Genomic DNA, 16,448 nt, shown 5'->3' on the forward strand with positions numbered 1-16,448 from the left:
GTGCGCCTTGCCGAGGGAGTGACCCATGAACGTCAGCCTCTTGAACCGTCTGTTGCTGTTGATCCTGTTGTTTTGCCCCTCTGCATTCGCCCAGGACAGCGGCGCCGTCTACTTCACCAATGGCGTACACAACACGCTGGGGTGCAATGAACAAAACGGCAACTGCATCGCCAAACGCAATCCGGGTGAGCCTTCCGATCCGTTCTTTCCGGCGTTCTGGATCAGTAACTGGACCATGTACCGGGTGATGCACAACTACGAAAACAACCCGCCGCCCTACAGCAACCCGCCAACGACCCTGAAGCCTGCGGACTACACCGTCTCCCGGGGGACCAGCTACTACGACACGACGTACATCCCGCCGGACGGCGACGGCTTCGGCGCGATGATGGAGCACTACGAGAAATATTGTCTGCCGATCTTCCCGATCAAGAACAACAACTACACCTGCTCGTTCGTATCCCTTGGCAACAAGGCGTACTTCCTGACCTATCCGCAAGACCGCCCGAAAGACATGCCGGCCTGCTGTATGTTTTCGCCGATGAATCATCCGCCACGGCAAGACTTCATCGAACACCTGCCCTACAGCGCCGAGCGCAGCAAAAACCTCGATGGCAGCGTGCAGGCCTACGCCCTGGATCTCGACTCGCCGCAAGGCCCGATCCTGTTCGGCTACGCCTTCTACAAAAAGATGTCGGGACAACCGCCCTACCGGCCGCCGCAGTCGTTCTTCTTTTCCGGCGATACAAGCGTCGCCAACGCACCGATCGTCAGCCAGAACTACACCGATTTCCGCATCGCTAAACCGGACCCGAAACAGACCTGGGCGCAGGTTGCCGCCATGTGCCCGTCGAATCCGCCGCCCTGCCAGTTGTTCGAGCCGCCGCCTTCGCAGAGCAACGGCCAGAAGGCGCAATGGAACAAGCTCATGCAGCGTAAACCGTGATCAACGACGAAGGATCGCCATGAAAACCACACTCTGTTTTTCCGTGATGTTGCTGGGTCTGGCCAGCCTCCCGGCGCTGGCCAGGGAACAAGCCATGCCATCGATGCAGGCCAGCCAGTTGAACTGCCAGCCGCCGAGTACCGCACCGGCCGCCACGGCCGGTCAGGACCAGTTCGATCAATACAGCTGGCAGATGTTCATCGCCCTGAGCTGGCCGGCAAAAAGCGGGCAACGCGGCAATCCCGATTGCACCAAGCAGCCCGGTGCGGCCGGCTACACCGTCTGGCAGACCTACAAGACCGTGGGGGAAATCTTTCTGCCGAACGCCGCCAATCCGGGGCCGTGGAATTCCCCGCAGATCGCAAAGAGCTTCAACATCATCAACATCGCCTCTTTGAAAAACAGCGCGCAGGTGAACGCCGTCGATCAAGCGGTTGGCGGCTGGTTGATCGATCAGGCGAAAAACCCGACCTACTACGACATTTCGGCCAACGAGACGTCCTACAACTACATCGTCAACAACAACTTCTACAACGCCGATGTCGTCTCCAAAGCCAACAACATCACGTTCCCGTGGGGTGTCATCGAGATCAAGTCGAGCTGGCGCATCCTCACCGCCCATGACAACGCCAGCCGTTACCTGACCATGCTTGCCCGGGTGGCGACCTTCGATGAGCAGGGCCGGAAGAACGGTGTCACCGAAGCGTTTCTGGGGTTGGTCGGCCTGCACATCATCACCAAGGCCAACGGCTATCCGCAGTGGATCTGGTCGACGTTCGAGCAGGTCGACAACGTTCCGCCCAAGGCACTGGTGAACGGCCAATGGGTCGATCAGCCTGTGGCGGGCACGGCCTATTCCTATTTCAACGCCGCTGCGCCTGCCGCGTCCCTCAACCAGTCACCCTGCGACTGGCAGACCCAGGGCCCGCACCAGGTCTGCGTGCCCAAACCCGGCACCACGTTCCAGACCCCGAACCCGCTGAACCGGGTCACGCCGATCGCCGACATCACCAATCAGATCAACGCCAGTTACCAGGCCGATCCGGGGCTGCAAAACAGCGTGTTGAAGTACTACCAGCTCATCACCACCCAACGCCCGCTGATGCCTGACAACCCAAGCAACCCGCTGGGCCAGCCGACGCCGGCACTTTCGGCCAACGTGACCATGGAAAGCTACATCCAGCCCAACAGCAGCTGCATGAACTGCCATTCCATGGCGACGCCGGTCAAGAGTCCCTACAAGTCGGATTACTCCTACCTGTTCAAATTCGCCAATTCGCCGCTCGGCAAAACCATCAAGGACGGGAAATAAATCATGAGCATCCTCAACGGCCCGCGACTGAATTTCTGGGGTGGTATCCGCACGGATGTCAGCCTGCCGAACAATTCACCCACCATTCCTTATGACGGCGATGACAACTGGCCGATCTTTGACCTGACCACTTCGACCCTGGCATCGGGGGCCCGGTCTTTTACCGACGATCAGTTGAACAGCATGATCAATGCGCCTACGGGCGACTACTACACCGCCGGTGGCTGGAATCATTACGGGCAGCATGTCGTCGACATGCAGAATGCGCTGATCAGTTCTCAGGGCAGCCCGGGCAGCGTCAGTACCACCGGGGATATGGTGGGCCAGCCGGTCTATCTGCTGGGTTCCGTGGATCCGGTGACCGGACAGAAGCCGGTTTCAGGCCCCATGATGGTGGACCTCGACCCCACCTCGACCACCACCACCCAGATATTTGTCGGCGGCCTGCAAATCGGTGGCAGCAGCAACATCCAGTTGCTGATTCACGACAACGCAGTCTGCAGCAGCCTTGATCTCGGCAAGCGGGTGCTGCAGCCAACGCCGAAGGAGCTGGATGCACCCGGTTCCTGCCGTATAAGTGGCACCTTCCAGCTGACCTTCCCGCTGAGCAGTATTGTCAGCTGGAACCAGAACAGCGCCGGTTTGCGATCAATCATCCAGGCGCCGGGCGCCACCGGTATCGTCCTGCGCTTCGTGATGTTCGAAATGTGCCCGACGATGACCACGCCCCAGTTGCAAGCCGATTATGCTGCCGGCAGAGACACCCCGAACCCGAGCATCGGCCGGGTCATCGGTACATTGGCGCCGGCGTTCGCCAATGAGCCGCTGGACTGTCAGGCGGGCCGTCAGATCGTCAATCAGGGCACGGGCGGCACCGGCTATGCCGACTTGAGCAACCCGGCCATGCTGAGCGTCGACATGGTCAACATCATTCCGAAACAGACGTTCAGGGCCGTCCGCGATGACATCACCAGCCCTATCGGGCCTAACGGCAATTACGGCACTGTCACCGTGGCAGCCGGCGAGACCACCCTGGGCACTCTCGATCCGACCAGCAGTCCCCTGTTCGACTATTACGTGTATGGCGGCATTGTCGATCTGCCGCTCAATACGGCCCAACAGTCGGCGGTCAGATCCTCGCCGCTGGGCATCAGCGCCCCCGGCACGGTCGCCGGGACTACGTTGCAGGCCACGGAGTCTGTCTATCGGATCTACGCCGATCAGCGCAGTGTCTATACCGAGGACTACCCGCAGGGCCTGTCGATTACGCTGCAGGTCCGGTATCTGGGGGCGGCGGTGCCCAGCACAACTGAAATCGATCTCACCGCCGGGCCTTCGGGACCGTATTACACGCAACAGCGCTACTGCGACTTCCTTTATTTCCCCCTGCGCTGACGGTGAGCCCCGGCCAGTTGTCCGTCACCTTCTCCGTCAACGTAAAACCCGCAGCGGCGCCCCTCGCAGGCTTCGTCGCCCTGACCTACACCGTCAACGGCCAGGACAGCGGCACCTACTTCACCAACTTCCGCAAATACGCCGAGACCGACTTCGGCATCCCCAGAGGCACCACCATCACCTGGGAACAGATGTACCCGAACGTCCTGCGTTTTCACTACCTGGCCTTCCCGGCCATGTCCCGCTACATCCCGCTGAACCAGCCGGATGCGATCATGGGCGCGAAGAACCCGATCCTCGCGCGGACCTCGGATGCCTACAAAGGCACCACGCTGTTCATGCCCGTGGTGAGGTCGATGTCGCCCTGTCAGCGGGCGCTGTTGCGGGCCTATCTCACGGGCGAGCCGTGGCAGCCGCCGCAGTAATCGCGCCCATCAGCCCATGGAGAGATACCTATGACTGTTCATATTCCTGCGCGCCCCCGCGAGACGCTGCGCCCCAGCACCCTCATCGCCGAAGGCCTGCTGAACCCGCGTGGCGCCTGCCTGCAGAGCGATGGCAGCCTGCTGCTGGTCGAGGCTGGGTCAGGCCTGCCGGACCAGACGTTCAGCGGCCGCATCAGCCGATTGCGACCGGATCCGCTCAAGCCCGGCACGTTTTTAGCCCCTGAAATACTGGCGCAAGGCTTTCGCTCGATGAACATGCAGGCCCGCATGCTGCGCGATGAAATCATGGGCCTGTCGGACATCGCATGCGGCGACGGGCGCTGTCTGGTCAGCCAGACCGATTATGTCGCGGGTTCGAAACTGCTGGACCTGCAATACACCCCGCCGGAGCCGGTGTTTCACAGCCAGGGCAATCTGAATGCGCTGTGTTATCACCCGACCCGCCGCAGCTGGCTGGCGGTCAAACCCGATACCAACCAACTGGTGGAATTCAGCCGCGGCGAGGATGAACAGGTATTGGTCGAATTGCCCGATCTGGACATGGGCCAGGAAGCCGTCCCCGTCACGCTGGTGTACGAACCGACGACAGACGCGGTGCTGATCAGCCTGTTCTCCGGGGAGTTGCAAAGCGATCCGGCCCGTAAAGGCATCGACTTTGATGATCAGGCCGGCCAGGTGATCCGGGTCTGGCCCGACACCGGCAGGATCGAAGTGCTGATTCGCGGCCTGCAACTGCCCACCGGGCTGGCGCTGTGTCCACAAGGAAACGTGTTGGTGCTGGAGCTTTGCAGCCGTCTGCAACAACCGCTGCCGCCTGACTGGAGTGGCGAAACCCTGCATGGCGGATTTACCCGGTTCAGCGGGCGACTGCTGAGTTGCAACCTGCAAACCAGCGAAGTGACCGTGCTCGCCCGAGATCTGGATACCCCGTCCAACCTGTGCATGGTGCAGGACGCGGTGCTGGTGAGCGAAGGCATGGGGTTGACGGGGCGACCGTTGCCCACGCCGGATAACAAGGTGGTTGCATTGAGCGGCAGGCTGCGTCGGGTGCAGCTCTGAAAACTGGTAAAAAAAGGCGCGGCCCTGTCAGAGCCGCGCCGTTTGTTTATTGAGTCACCACAATCTTGCCGATCATCTGCGGATGCAGCACGCAGAAATACTCGAACTCGCCCGGCGTATTGAACACCCAGGAAAAACTGTCATTGGTGTCCAGCGCCCCCGAGCGGAACACCTTGTGGGTTTCAGCCACCGTGTGCGGGATCTGATCGTCATTGACCCACGTCACCTTGGTGCCGACGGCCACGGTCAGGTCCTTGGGGCCGAACATGAACTCCTTGATATCGACCTTTACTTCCTGTGCCCAGACCGGCATCGACAAAAACAGGCACAGCACTGCCAACACTCGCGCTTTCATTGGATCGCCCTCCCCTAAACCAATGTCGAATCGATCAGCGCCAACGGATGATCGCCCTGTGTCGCGCGCACTTCGGTGATTCCCAGATAGTTGCGCAACTGATCGGCCGCCACGGTCATCGGCCCCGGTGACGGTGCCGCTCCGGGTGCCGGTTGTGGGTAGGCTGTGCCACGGGCGGTGTGGAAGGTGATGTTGCCTTCGACCTTCTGGATCACCTGATGGATATGCCCGTTCAACACCGTCACCGAGCCGTACTTACGCAGCATCGCAATCGCCTGATCGCCATCCTCGGTGCCCCAGCCCCAGGGCTGATAGATCGTCCACAACGGAATGTGGGTAAACACCACGATCGGCGTACTGGTCGATACCGCGCGCAGATCATCGGCCAGCCACGCCAGTTGATCGGCGCCGAGGTTGGCTTCATGTCCGGCCTGGAAGTTAAAGACGTTGACCAGCGCAATGAAATGCACGCCATGGTCATCGAAGCTGTACCAGCCGTTGCCTTTGGTACCTTTGCCGTAACGCTCCAGATAGAGCTTGCCGCCGCCCTCGTCGAGGGTGTCGTGTTCGCCGGGTATGTAATGCACGGTGGAAGGCAGGCCTTTGAGCACTTGCGCCGCGGTGTCGAATTCCTCGGCCTTGGACAGGTGAGTGATGTCGCCGGTGTGCAGGATCAGCGACGGCCGTTTCGGTAGTGCGATGACCTTATCGATCGCCACTTGCAGGGTTTTCACCGGCTCCGGATTGGCTTCCTTGTTGAAGCCGATGTGCGAGTCGCTGATCTGCACGAAATGAAAAGTGCTGGCCAACGCTTTGGGATCGCTGACGTTGCCCGCCTCATCCATCGCAAAGGCTCTGGGAATGCCGCCACTCAGGGCCCAGAGAACCCCGGCCCCGGCCCACGCCGAGCATTTGAGCAGCGTTCGCCGGTCCGGGTTGCTCAGCAAACCGTCGGTGCGCAGTGGATGTTTTGTTTGATTGTCCATCGGTAGGTCCTCGCTGGCGGACTACAGTGATGTAGCTGACACCAGGAAGAACCTTGCGGGACGAAGGTTTATTCCACGCCACAAAACAAATATTTTTCAGGGAATAAAACACGATCCTTCACAGTTATAGGGGTGTGACGGTGCGGAAGTCTCTATGAAGCGATTTGAGGAATTGATTGCCCCGCACCTGGACGCGGCTTACAACCTCGCACGCTGGATCACGGGCAACGACGCCGCTGCACGGGATGTCGTGCAGGAAAGCGCCTTGCGCGCCTTCAGGTTTCTGCAGCGTTTTGCCGATGGCAGCGCCAAAGCCTGGTTCCTGACCATCGTGCGCAACGAAAGCTACACCTGGCTCAAGGCCTCGGCCGGGCGCCGCTGGGTCGCCATCGATGACGAAACGGGTGATATCGACGGCGCACTGAGCAACGGCCAGAGCCCGGAACTGCTGGCCATTCACACGGAAAACGCAGCATTGATCCAGCAGGCACTGAGCGCCTTGCCGCCGGCGTTTCGCGAGGTCATTGTGCTCAAGGACCTCGAAGACTTGCCCTACAAGGACATTGCCCTGGTGGTCGATATTCCCATCGGCACTGTCATGTCGAGGCTGGCCCGGGCCCGTGTGATGCTCAAGCTCGAACTACTGAAGTGGCACGACGATGAATGAATTCGACTGTACGGCTTGCCAGACGCAACTGCATGGCTATCTGGATCAGGAACTTGATCCGGCGATGGCCGCAAACGTGACTGCGCATCTGGCCCTGTGCGCCGCGTGCAAGCATCGGTATGTGGAGGCGAAGGTGCTGAAGATCAGCGTAAAACGCCATGCGCCGTATTACGCGGCCCCGGAGTCACTGGTCGCCAGCGTGTTGGACGCTGTTGCTCCCGCATCGCCGAGCCCGTTCGAACGCTGGAGAAAATGGTTTGCACCGGCGTTTTCCGCAACCGCCCTGGCCTTGGCAATGGTGCTTTATGTCGCGACACCAGGCAGCGAACAGCCGTTGATGGACGAGGCGGTCTCCAGCCATGTGCGCTCGTTGATGGGCCAACACCTGAACGACGTGGTGTCGTCGGACCGCCACACCGTGAAACCCTGGTTCACCGGCAAACTCGATTTCTCGCCACCTGTGGTCGACTACTCGGCGCAAGGCTTTCCACTGCTCGGCGGCCGGCTGGATTACCTGCAACACCAGACCACCGCCGCCCTGAGTTACGGCCGGGCCAAGCACATCATCAATGTGTTTATCCTGCCGACTACGGAAGCCGACAAGCCAACGCAGAGCCAGACGATTCGTGGTTTCAACGTGGTTTCCTGGCAGGCTGGCCACATGCGTTTCGTGCTGGTGTCCGATGTTGAGAAAGGTGAACTGGAGGCGCTCGCCCAGTTGCTCAGGAATGGTGCGTAATCCCTCAAAAAACTCAGCTTTTGCCGGGAACCTTGTATTCACACTCCAACGTTCTGAACGTTTTCGGAACTTGAACATACTTCAACAACATGTACTTCTCAGGTTCGATATTTTCACTGGTGGTGACTTTGGGAGCCGTGAGTATCCGCTTTCTGCTGCTATCGAGGTACAGCACATCAAACTCGTCGGGCTGTACGTTTTTGCAGGGGGAAAAAGTGTTGAAGTCCGCCAGATGAGCAAAGCGATAGAGAACTTCACGACGCCGCTCTTCTTTCGCCATCACCTCTGAAACCAGCAAGCCTGTGATCAAAAACACCAGGCAGTTTGAAAGGTGGCAAATGGCGTGACCCGCCGTGCGTTTACCCTTTCGATTCGCTTCGCAACACAGAATGAAGATTGGGAACGACAACACAGAGATCAAGTAAAACAACGGCTCGAGCTTTGCCAGAGCATGCATGAATGACGCTGCGGCCAGTGTCATTGGCAGTAAAGACGGGTCGACATGGAAAATCCCATTGATGTCGGCTTGCGCATCGATCCTGGCAAAAAAACCTAAACCACCCAGCAATACCGCCCAAATCAGCAAGCTTGATTTCAAGTGCATCAATTTCCTGGCAAGCCTCATCTCGATCAGGCTCATCAGAATGTAGAAACTGACAAGAATCGCCAGGCTGATTGCGAGGATAAATATCGTTGGGTAAGGCGTATTTGAAAAGGTCGTACAAACGGCCAGGATGACCAGTAAAAATGCAGTGAGGGCCAACAAACAAAGCGCCCGCACTGTTGCGGACTGATCCAGTGTCGGGGGCTCGGAATCGGCAGGCGTCAATGTTTGACTCCGGTGGGGAATATCCTGCATTTGCGGTCGATCCTTGATCTGACGAGTGATGTTAAAGAGCGGCGAAGCTCGTTCCACCCAGGTATCGGCCCCTTTCCACAATGCTGAAGCTTTTGAAATGTTGAGCCGATGTGCTATTGCCTGTTGCGTGCGGCAAGTGCGTGGATAAAGCGGACGCAGCCAGTCGCTTGACCGACTGCGCCCGGCCCTCAGTTGATCATGAGGGCGTTGTAATCCGCACTCAGCGTGACCAGATGCGTCTTGTACCGGTTGATCAACGAAGACAGATCGCTGCGCGAGTAGTCGCTGTTCTTCAGGCGCTCAAGTGCCAGGGCAAAGCCTTTCCAGACATTCGCCACTGCGGTGATCTCCTCACCCGCGACCCGCCGCTGGCGGCTGATCTCGACGATCGCACTGGCATCCGACAGCACGTCTTCTGCCGCTTGCAGATCGGTATTGAGCGCATTCATTGCCTGGGAAATGTTCTGGATTTCCTTGTCCAGATTGTTCCGGGCAGTCGCCAGCTCGCTGTACTTGATGCCGTCGGACACTACACCCAGCACTTTACGCACCAGCTCGATGCCCTGCTTCACCGCCTCTTTCTTCGGGTTGGCCATATCGATGCTGTCGAGCGCCTTGCCCGAAGGAATAGCGTTTTTGTACATCTCGGCCAGGTTGAACTCGCGAATCACCTCCTGAGCCTTGACCAGGGTGTCGCGCTGTTCGATGCAGGCTGCCTTGCTGCGGCAATGTTCATCGAGGTGTGCCAGGATGCTCGCCTTGCGTTGCTTGGCAACATTCAGTGGCTCGTTGGCGCGTTCACCGATTTCGACGCTGTAGACACTGCGCACATCGTTATCCAGACGCTGGGCGCACTCTGCAAACCGCGCCTCTACACGCTCGAACATTGCCTCGACGATTCCTTTGATATTGCGGATTTCTGCATTGAGCAGGGTCCGGTCTTCGGCCGTCAGGTCATCCCGGCCGAGGGTGTCACGCAACTCTTCGAGCGCCGAGAAATAGCTGTCACCGGATGCGTTGCTCAATGCCGTCAACAGCACGGGAATCGCTTCGCGCAGGGTCTGATCGGTGTTGTTCAGGTATGCGGCAACCTGTTGCGCGCGTTCCTGCAGAACATCGGAATGAACATTGCGAAAACGCGCCAAAGTCGAAATGTCGCGAATGGTTTGCACGATGCTCTTCACGTCGACCGTCGGGATATGCGGGGTATTGATGGGTGTAACGCCGTTCATGGCAATAATCCTCAAAGCGGATGGTCAATCAGTTGAATGATTTCTTGTATTCGTCCAGCGCGGCATTGAAGGTTGCAAGCAACTCCCCGGCGGTACTTTTCACGTCACGCCACGGGTCGATCACCAGCGCGAACTCGGCAACGAACGTGGTCAGGCGCAAGGCATCGTTGATTCCTTCAAACTGCTGCGCCGATGCATCGATCTTGCTGAGCATGGTTTGCCACATGGTGTTGAGGATGTTCAGAGCAGCTTCTGCGCCGGCCATGCGAATGCCGATGTCGCCAAAATTCGACATCGAGCTCTCGATGGCGCTCTGCAGGCTTTGCTTGCCGCTGACACTTTCTTCCAGCGTATCGACCTCGGCCTTGAGGGCGTTGCGCTCCTTGCGCGCGGTCTCGGCCTTGGGGCCGAAGATCGAGCCGGAAATCGGCCAGAAGATCGGCAACACACCGGAGAACGACATGCCGACGTAATAGTCGTAGTCCTTGTCGAGCTGGGCGATCCGCTCCTTCTTTTCCTTGATCGTCTGTTGGGTGCTGGCGATCGATTCCACCAGGTTGTTGCGCTTCATCAAGTCATATTTGCCCTTCACTTCCGACTGCAGGCCGAACACCCGCTTGCCGGTCGACAAGTCACCACCGGACAGTTCGATCTTGAAGTTGGAGATACGGTCCTTGAGTTCCCGCGTTGCACCCTGCTGACGCTGAATGTCGACCTTCATCAGCTTGATGATTTCCGTCACCGCCGAGGCCACTTCGCCGTCGTCCGAGGTGTACGTGATGCCGGCCAGGTCATTACCGCTCATTTGCCCAAGGGTGGTCCTGACCCGCTCCATGATCGGCATTTCCTTGATCACGGAAATGATTTCCCCGCCGCTGCTGACGATGTTTTTTGCGGCCGCAGCCAGATCGCTGCTCTGCTGGAGGATCTTGGTTTCCACCGCATCCCAACTGGCGGCATGAATGCGTATCTTTTTGAACAGTACCTGGATGTCGGCTGGCTCAAGACCCGCAACATCGATCTTCTTGTACTTGAGGTACGACTCGACTTCCGGCAAGTCACCGGGCAGCGACAGGCCCTTCTTCACGTACTGTTTGATCTTGATCACATCTTCCCGGGTCAATAACCCGGCGTCGCGCGCAACACCCGGATATTGTCCGGAGATCAAATGAAGTACCGCTTGCGGCAGGTTGTTACTGCTTTCCGATTCTTTCAATGGAACAGCCATCTTGAATGCCTCTATTCATACGACCGGTGCAACCATTGCACCGGCCCGCAGAACGCTAGATGACTTTTCTGAAGGAGCAGAAGAAACCGACTGATTCGATAAAACCTTCGCAAACCTTTGATTTGTATTGATTTAAATCAGAAGACTCGTACACATGAAACATCGAGCAACAGACATCAGATGGGTCTTACAGACAATGATTGCTTTTGAGCCGTTAAACACACAGCTATCCATACTCAACGCAATAAAGTGCACTTTTCATAGTGCGTTTTATTTGCTCGAACGCTTGAGTGTCTCACTGGGAAGTTCATTAAACAGCGCCCGATAGCTGTTGGAAAACCGCCCCAGATGCCAGAACGACCAGTTCATCGCCACTTCGGCCACCGTGGTGCCTGAAGCTGCCCCTTTGAGCAGTTCCCGGCGGGCACTGTTGAGCCGGCGCAAACGCAACCAGTGGGTCGGTGACATCCCCGTGTAGGCCTTGAACGTCTGCTGCAATTGTCGCAACGACACCCCGGCCACTTGGGCCAGCTCCAGCAGATTGAGGGTTTCTTCCGGCGAGTCCGCCGCCCACTCTCCCACGCGTTTCATGGTTTGCCGCTCTTCGGTGCGACGCTGCAAACCACCGCTGTCCAGACACACCCTGGCGTTGTCGAGGATAAACAGGCAGTCCTCCAGCAACTGCTGGGTCAGTGCTTCTTTGCTTGGCTGATCAAGGGTTTGCGACAACTTCGTGAGGGTCGAGCTCAACCAGCGGCTGAACAGTGCGTTTTGCGCGCCGTTGAGCGGTGCCATGAACAGACCTTCCAGCCTGGTTACGTCCAGACCGTTGCGCCGGACGAACTCGGGGCCGAACACCACGGCGATTTCCTGGTAGTTCTCCGGGGTGATCCAGATGTTGCGGCTCTCTTCGTTCAGCAGATAGAGCGAGTTGTCACTGCGATCGAAACAGAACGCCAGAGACCCCGAGGGTGCACTGAAATTCTGCTCGACCCGGGTGTTCATTTGTTCTTCGTAGACCTCCACGCCTTCCAGGTCCAGATAGCGGATTCGCCCGGCGAAATGCCCCGGCGACATCTGTTGGTAATGCTGGACCCAGCCCGGTGTAGCGCGGATCTGCTCGGCGACATCGGCGGTGTTGAAAGCTTGAACCTGTAGCGGATTACACGTTGTCATGGGAGACCTTGCGCACTCTTTTGGTGCGCTTTGGTGCTGCTGAAAGTGGATAGATGGAACGGCAAGGCCCGCCCAAGATAGTCGTCAACGCGCCACAGGGGAAGCCTGCGAAAGATGAAATCGCACTTCCCCCGCGTCAATAAAACCAACGACGAGGTCTTTATGAATGCCCCTTTCGATCAGCTGTTCACATGGCTGAAAGATCACAAGATTACCGAAGTGGAATGCGTGGTCAGCGACCTGACCGGCATCGCCCGCGGCAAAATTGCACCGACCAACAAGTTCCTGCATGAGCGAGGCATGCGCCTGCCGGAAAGTGTGCTGCTGCAAACGGTAACCGGGGATTTTGTCGACGACGACATCTACTACGACCTGCTCGACCCGGCCGACATCGACATGGTTTGCAAACCGGTGAGCGATGCGGTGTACGTGGTGCCATGGGCCATCGAGCCAACGGCCATCGTGATCCACGACACCTTTGACAAGTTCGGCAATCCGATCGAACTGTCGCCGCGCAACGTGTTGAAAAAAGTCCTGCAGCTGTACACCGACAAGGGCTGGAAGCCGATTGTCGCGCCGGAAATGGAGTTCTACCTGACCCAGCGCTGCGAAGACCCGGACTTGCCGTTGAAGGCGCCGCTGGGCCGTTCCGGTCGTGCCGAAAGCGGTCGTCAGTCGTTCTCCATCGATGCCGCCAACGAATTCGATCCACTGTTCGAAGACGTCTACGACTGGTGCGAACTGCAAGGTCTGGATCTCGACACGCTGATCCACGAAGACGGCCCGGCGCAGATGGAAATCAACTTCCGCCACGGCGACGCGCTGGATCTGGCCGACCAGATCACCGTGTTCAAGCGCACCCTGCGTGAAGCCGCACTCAAGCACAACGTCACCGCAACCTTCATGGCCAAGCCGATTGGCGATGAACCCGGCAGCGCCATGCACCTGCACCAGAGCGTGGTGGAAATCGCCACTGGCAAACCAATTTTCGCCAATGCCGACGGCAGCATGAGCGACCTGTTCCGCCATCACATCGGTGGTCTGCAGAAACTCATTCCAAAAGTGCTGCCGATGTTCGCACCGAACGTGAACTCGTTCCGCCGCTTCCTGCCGGACACTTCGGCGCCGGTCAACGTCGAATGGGGCGAAGAAAACCGCACTGTCGGTCTGCGGGTTCCGACCTCCGGGCCTGAGGCGATGCGCGTGGAAAACCGTCTGCCCGGCGCTGACGCCAACCCGTATCTGGCGATTGCCGCGAGCCTGCTGTGCGGCTACATCGGCATGGTCGAGGGCATCGAGCCAAGCGCTGCCGTCGAAGGCCGCGCCTATGAGCGCCGCAACCTGCGTCTGCCGATCACCATCGAAGAGGCCCTGACCCAGATGGAAGAGTGCGACACCGTCGCCGAGTACCTGGGCAGCAAGTTCGTGCGTGGCTACGTGGCGGTGAAACGTGCCGAGCATGAAAACTTCAAGCGCGTGATCAGTTCCTGGGAGCGTGAGTTCCTGTTGCTGAGCGTTTAAGCCTGCGACCTGCTCGCTCCCGGATACTGTCCGGGAGCGATCCCTACCGACTTTACGAGCATAAAAAATCCAACTCGAAGAGGTGTCGATATGCGTCTGTTGAAATCCCTGATCCCCGCCGCCCTGGCCCTGGCCTGCAGTGCAGTTGCCCAGGCCGAACCCCAGGTCAGCATCTACAACTGGACCGATTACATCGGCCCGACCACCCTCGCCGACTTTCAGGCCGGCAGTGGCATCAAGGTGATCTACGACGTTTTCGACTCCAATGAAACCCTGGAAGGCAAACTGCTCGCCGGTCGCACCGGTTACGACGTAGTCGTGCCTTCCAACCACTTTCTCGCCCGTCAGGTGAAGGCTGGCGCCTTCCTCAAACTGGATCGTTCGCAACTGCCGAACTGGAAGAACCTCGACCCGAAACTGCTAGCCCTGCTTGAAAAGAATGATCCGGGCAACGAACACTCGGTGCCGTACCTGTGGGGCACCAATGGCATCGGCTACAACGTCGACAAGGTCAAACAGGTACTGGGCGTCGACCACATCGATTCCTGGGCGGTGCTGTTCGAGCCGGAGAACCTGAAAAAACTCACCCAGTGCGGCGTGTCGATGATGGACTCGGCGGACGAAGTGTTCCCGGCCGTCCTCAACTACATGGGCATGGACCCGCGCAGCGAAAACCCTGAAGACTTCAAGAAAGCCGAAGCCAAACTGCTGAGCATCCGCCCGTACATCACCTACTTCCACTCGTCGAAATACGTGTCGGACCTGGCCAACGGCGATATCTGCGTGGCTTTCGGTTACTCCGGCGACGTGTTCCAGGCCGCCAACCGCGCCAAGGAAGCGAAGAACGGCGTGAACATCGCTTACGCGATTCCCAAGGAAGGCGCGAACCTTTGGTTCGACCTGCTGGCGATTCCCGCCGATGCCGGCAACACCAAGGAAGCCCACGCCTTCATCAATTACCTGCTCGACCCGCAAGTGATCGCCAAGGTCAGCGCCTCGGTCGGCTACGCCAACCCGAACCCGCCGGCCAAGCAATACATGGACGTGGCACTGGTCAGCAATCCAGAGGTGTATCCGCCTCAGGAAGTGCTCGACAAACTCTACATTTCCACCACCCCGCCCCAGTCGATCATGCGTCTGATGACCCGCTCCTGGAGCAAAGTGAAGTCGAACAAATGAATCAGTACACCCAGGAACACGCCCGCTCCTACTACGCCGCTTCGGCTCGGGCGAGCACGCAATACCCTGCGCTTGAAGCCGACCTGATCGCCGATGTCTGCGTGATCGGCGGCGGCTTCACCGGCGTCAATACCGCCATCGAGCTGGCCCAGCGCGGCCTCTCGGTGGTGCTGCTCGAAGGCCGGCGTATCGGTTGGGGCGCCAGCGGGCGCAACGGCGGCCAGTTGATCCGTGGCATCGGCCATGAAGTCGAGGGTTTTGCCCGTCATGTCGGCACGGAAGGCGTGCGCTACCTGCAACAGGCCGGCGTCGACTCGGTGGAGCTGGTGCGCCGACGCATCGAAGACCACGCCATCGAGTGCGACCTGCGCTGGGGCTTCTGCGAACTGGCCAACACCCCGGCGCAGTTCGAGGCGTTCAAGGCAGAACAGGAGAGTCTCGCGGCTTCGGGTTATGCCCATGCAACGCGACTGGTCGGCCCTGAAGACATGCGTCGGCAAGTCGTCAATTCGGGTGTCTATAAAGGAGGCCTGATCGACATGGGCTCGGGCCATCTGCACCCGCTCGATCTGGTGCAGGGCGAAGCACGTCTGGCGGCATCTCTCGGGGTGCGGATTTTCGAGCAGAGCCCGGTGCTGGAAATCATCCACGGTGCGACAGTAAAAGTGCGCTGCGCTTCAGGCACGGTGCGCGCCGGCAGTCTGGTGCTCGGTTGCAACGCGCATCTGGATGAGCTTGAGCAACAGCTCAGCGGTAAAGTCCTGCCGGCGGGCAGCTACATCATCGCCACCGAGACTCTGTCCAAAGAGCGCGCCGCCGAACTGATCCCGCAGAACCTGGCGCTCTGCGACCAGAAAGTCGGCCTCGACTATTACCGGCTCTCGACGGACCGGCGCCTGCTGTTCGGCGGTGCCTGCCATTATTCCGGGCGGGATCCGGCGGACATCGCTGCCTACATGCGACCGAAGATGCTCAAGGTGTTCCCGCAACTGGCGGACGTGGGTATCGAGTTTCAGTGGGGCGGCAAGATCGGCATCACCGCCAATCGCTTCCCGCAGGTCGGGCGGCTCAAGCAGCACCCGAACGTGTTCTACGCCCAGGGTTACTCCGGCCATGGCCTGAACGTCACCCACTGGTGCGCCAAACTGTTGGGCGAAGCGATTCATGCCGGCCACAGTCAGGGCATGGACGTGTTCAGCGGCGTACCGCACATGACCTTCCCCGGCGGCCCGGCGTTGCGCTCGCCGCTGCTGGCACTGGGCATGTTCTGGTATCGCCTGCGGGAAATGCTGGGCTGAGGCTCGCCGATTTGCTCTATCGCAAAGCACTTCTATATTGATGAAGTGCT

General features: G+C 58.9%; 14 protein-coding genes and 1 pseudogene. 9 read left to right on the forward strand and 6 right to left on the reverse strand.

Features of this window, described 5'->3' with window-relative positions:
- Positions 1–25 precede the first annotated feature (25 nt).
- The 4 genes and pseudogenes from R1A29_RS14410 to R1A29_RS14425 all read left to right on the forward strand — a co-directional run bounded on the left by R1A29_RS14410 (position 26) and on the right by R1A29_RS14425 (position 5,158).
- Positions 26–946: a hypothetical protein gene (locus tag R1A29_RS14410; protein WP_438301972.1), complete on the forward strand. Its 921-nt coding sequence runs from the start codon at positions 26–28 to the stop codon at positions 944–946.
- Between the two features lie 19 nt (positions 947–965).
- Positions 966–2,258: a hypothetical protein gene (locus R1A29_RS14415; protein ID WP_438301973.1), complete on the forward strand. Its 1,293-nt coding sequence runs from the start codon at positions 966–968 to the stop codon at positions 2,256–2,258.
- Between the two features lie 3 nt (positions 2,259–2,261).
- Positions 2,262–4,078 (forward strand): annotated as a pseudogene (locus R1A29_RS14420) (hypothetical protein).
- Positions 4,079–4,108: 30 nt separating this feature from the next.
- Entirely contained in the window at positions 4,109–5,158 is a 1,050-nt protein-coding gene (locus tag R1A29_RS14425) for a hypothetical protein (protein ID WP_438301974.1), read from the forward strand.
- A gap of 46 nt (positions 5,159–5,204) precedes the next feature.
- Here the strand turns inward: R1A29_RS14425 and R1A29_RS14430 are convergent, their stop codons facing one another.
- Together R1A29_RS14430 and R1A29_RS14435 are read right to left on the reverse strand one after the other, a co-directional pair.
- The gene (locus R1A29_RS14430; RefSeq protein ID WP_438301975.1) at positions 5,205–5,513 is read right to left on the reverse strand and encodes a cupredoxin domain-containing protein; all 309 of its coding nucleotides are present in this window, start codon (positions 5,511–5,513) and stop codon (positions 5,205–5,207) included.
- 14 nt (positions 5,514–5,527) lie between these two features.
- Entirely contained in the window at positions 5,528–6,499 is a 972-nt protein-coding gene (locus R1A29_RS14435) for a metallophosphoesterase family protein (protein ID WP_432216676.1), read from the reverse strand.
- A gap of 154 nt (positions 6,500–6,653) precedes the next feature.
- Between R1A29_RS14435 and R1A29_RS14440 the strand changes: the two genes are divergently transcribed.
- The gene (locus tag R1A29_RS14440) at positions 6,654–7,166 is read left to right on the forward strand and encodes a sigma-70 family RNA polymerase sigma factor (protein WP_438301976.1); all 513 of its coding nucleotides are present in this window, start codon (positions 6,654–6,656) and stop codon (positions 7,164–7,166) included.
- Positions 7,159–7,905 (forward strand): anti-sigma factor family protein, encoded by a 747-nt coding sequence (locus tag R1A29_RS14445; RefSeq protein ID WP_438301978.1) that lies wholly within the window; start codon positions 7,159–7,161, stop codon positions 7,903–7,905. The genes R1A29_RS14440 and R1A29_RS14445 overlap by 8 nt, the downstream gene beginning before the upstream one ends.
- 13 nt (positions 7,906–7,918) lie before the next feature.
- Here the strand turns inward: R1A29_RS14445 and R1A29_RS14450 are convergent, their stop codons facing one another.
- The 4 genes from R1A29_RS14450 to R1A29_RS14465 all read right to left on the reverse strand — a co-directional run bounded on the left by R1A29_RS14450 (position 7,919) and on the right by R1A29_RS14465 (position 12,400).
- Positions 7,919–8,764: a hypothetical protein gene (locus R1A29_RS14450; RefSeq protein ID WP_438301979.1), complete on the reverse strand. Its 846-nt coding sequence runs from the start codon at positions 8,762–8,764 to the stop codon at positions 7,919–7,921.
- Positions 8,765–8,952: 188 nt separating this feature from the next.
- The gene (locus R1A29_RS14455) at positions 8,953–9,996 is read right to left on the reverse strand and encodes an alpha-xenorhabdolysin family binary toxin subunit B (protein ID WP_438301980.1); all 1,044 of its coding nucleotides are present in this window, start codon (positions 9,994–9,996) and stop codon (positions 8,953–8,955) included.
- A gap of 28 nt (positions 9,997–10,024) precedes the next feature.
- Positions 10,025–11,224: an alpha-xenorhabdolysin family binary toxin subunit A gene (locus R1A29_RS14460; protein WP_438301981.1), complete on the reverse strand. Its 1,200-nt coding sequence runs from the start codon at positions 11,222–11,224 to the stop codon at positions 10,025–10,027.
- Positions 11,225–11,494: 270 nt separating this feature from the next.
- Positions 11,495–12,400, reverse strand: a complete 906-nt coding sequence (locus R1A29_RS14465) for a helix-turn-helix domain-containing protein (RefSeq protein WP_438301982.1) — start codon at positions 12,398–12,400, stop codon at positions 11,495–11,497.
- Between the two features lie 162 nt (positions 12,401–12,562).
- Between R1A29_RS14465 and R1A29_RS14470 the strand changes: the two genes are divergently transcribed.
- The 3 genes from R1A29_RS14470 to R1A29_RS14480 all read left to right on the forward strand — a co-directional run bounded on the left by R1A29_RS14470 (position 12,563) and on the right by R1A29_RS14480 (position 16,398).
- Positions 12,563–13,921, forward strand: coding sequence for a glutamine synthetase family protein (locus tag R1A29_RS14470; RefSeq protein ID WP_065257395.1), 1,359 nt, complete (start codon positions 12,563–12,565; stop codon positions 13,919–13,921).
- Positions 13,922–14,011: 90 nt separating this feature from the next.
- Positions 14,012–15,100, forward strand: a complete 1,089-nt coding sequence (locus tag R1A29_RS14475; RefSeq protein WP_438301984.1) for a polyamine ABC transporter substrate-binding protein — start codon at positions 14,012–14,014, stop codon at positions 15,098–15,100.
- Positions 15,097–16,398, forward strand: coding sequence for an NAD(P)/FAD-dependent oxidoreductase (locus tag R1A29_RS14480; protein ID WP_438301985.1), 1,302 nt, complete (start codon positions 15,097–15,099; stop codon positions 16,396–16,398). The genes R1A29_RS14475 and R1A29_RS14480 overlap by 4 nt, the downstream gene beginning before the upstream one ends.
- The last annotated feature ends 50 nt before the right edge of the window (positions 16,399–16,448 follow it).

It is taken from the genome of Pseudomonas sp. NMS19W (assembly GCF_051554255.1).
In the GTDB taxonomy this organism is placed as follows: Bacteria; Pseudomonadota; Gammaproteobacteria; order Pseudomonadales; family Pseudomonadaceae; genus Aquipseudomonas; species Aquipseudomonas kribbensis.

Coding starts and splice junctions, on each gene's coding strand:
- R1A29_RS14475 (WP_438301984.1), top strand. CDS start 14,012: ATGCGTCTGTTGAAATCCCTGATCCCCGCCGCCCTGGCCCTGGCCTGC.
- R1A29_RS14435 (WP_432216676.1), bottom strand. CDS start 6,499: ATGGACAATCAAACAAAACATCCACTGCGCACCGACGGTTTGCTGAGC.
- R1A29_RS14465 (WP_438301982.1), bottom strand. CDS start 12,400: ATGACAACGTGTAATCCGCTACAGGTTCAAGCTTTCAACACCGCCGAT.
- R1A29_RS14410 (WP_438301972.1), top strand. CDS start 26: ATGAACGTCAGCCTCTTGAACCGTCTGTTGCTGTTGATCCTGTTGTTT.
- R1A29_RS14430 (WP_438301975.1), bottom strand. CDS start 5,513: ATGAAAGCGCGAGTGTTGGCAGTGCTGTGCCTGTTTTTGTCGATGCCG.
- R1A29_RS14440 (WP_438301976.1), top strand. CDS start 6,654: ATGAAGCGATTTGAGGAATTGATTGCCCCGCACCTGGACGCGGCTTAC.
- R1A29_RS14415 (WP_438301973.1), top strand. CDS start 966: ATGAAAACCACACTCTGTTTTTCCGTGATGTTGCTGGGTCTGGCCAGC.
- R1A29_RS14450 (WP_438301979.1), bottom strand. CDS start 8,764: ATGCAGGATATTCCCCACCGGAGTCAAACATTGACGCCTGCCGATTCC.
- R1A29_RS14425 (WP_438301974.1), top strand. CDS start 4,109: ATGACTGTTCATATTCCTGCGCGCCCCCGCGAGACGCTGCGCCCCAGC.
- R1A29_RS14460 (WP_438301981.1), bottom strand. CDS start 11,224: ATGGCTGTTCCATTGAAAGAATCGGAAAGCAGTAACAACCTGCCGCAA.
- R1A29_RS14455 (WP_438301980.1), bottom strand. CDS start 9,996: ATGAACGGCGTTACACCCATCAATACCCCGCATATCCCGACGGTCGAC.
- R1A29_RS14470 (WP_065257395.1), top strand. CDS start 12,563: ATGAATGCCCCTTTCGATCAGCTGTTCACATGGCTGAAAGATCACAAG.
- R1A29_RS14445 (WP_438301978.1), top strand. CDS start 7,159: ATGAATGAATTCGACTGTACGGCTTGCCAGACGCAACTGCATGGCTAT.
- R1A29_RS14480 (WP_438301985.1), top strand. CDS start 15,097: ATGAATCAGTACACCCAGGAACACGCCCGCTCCTACTACGCCGCTTCG.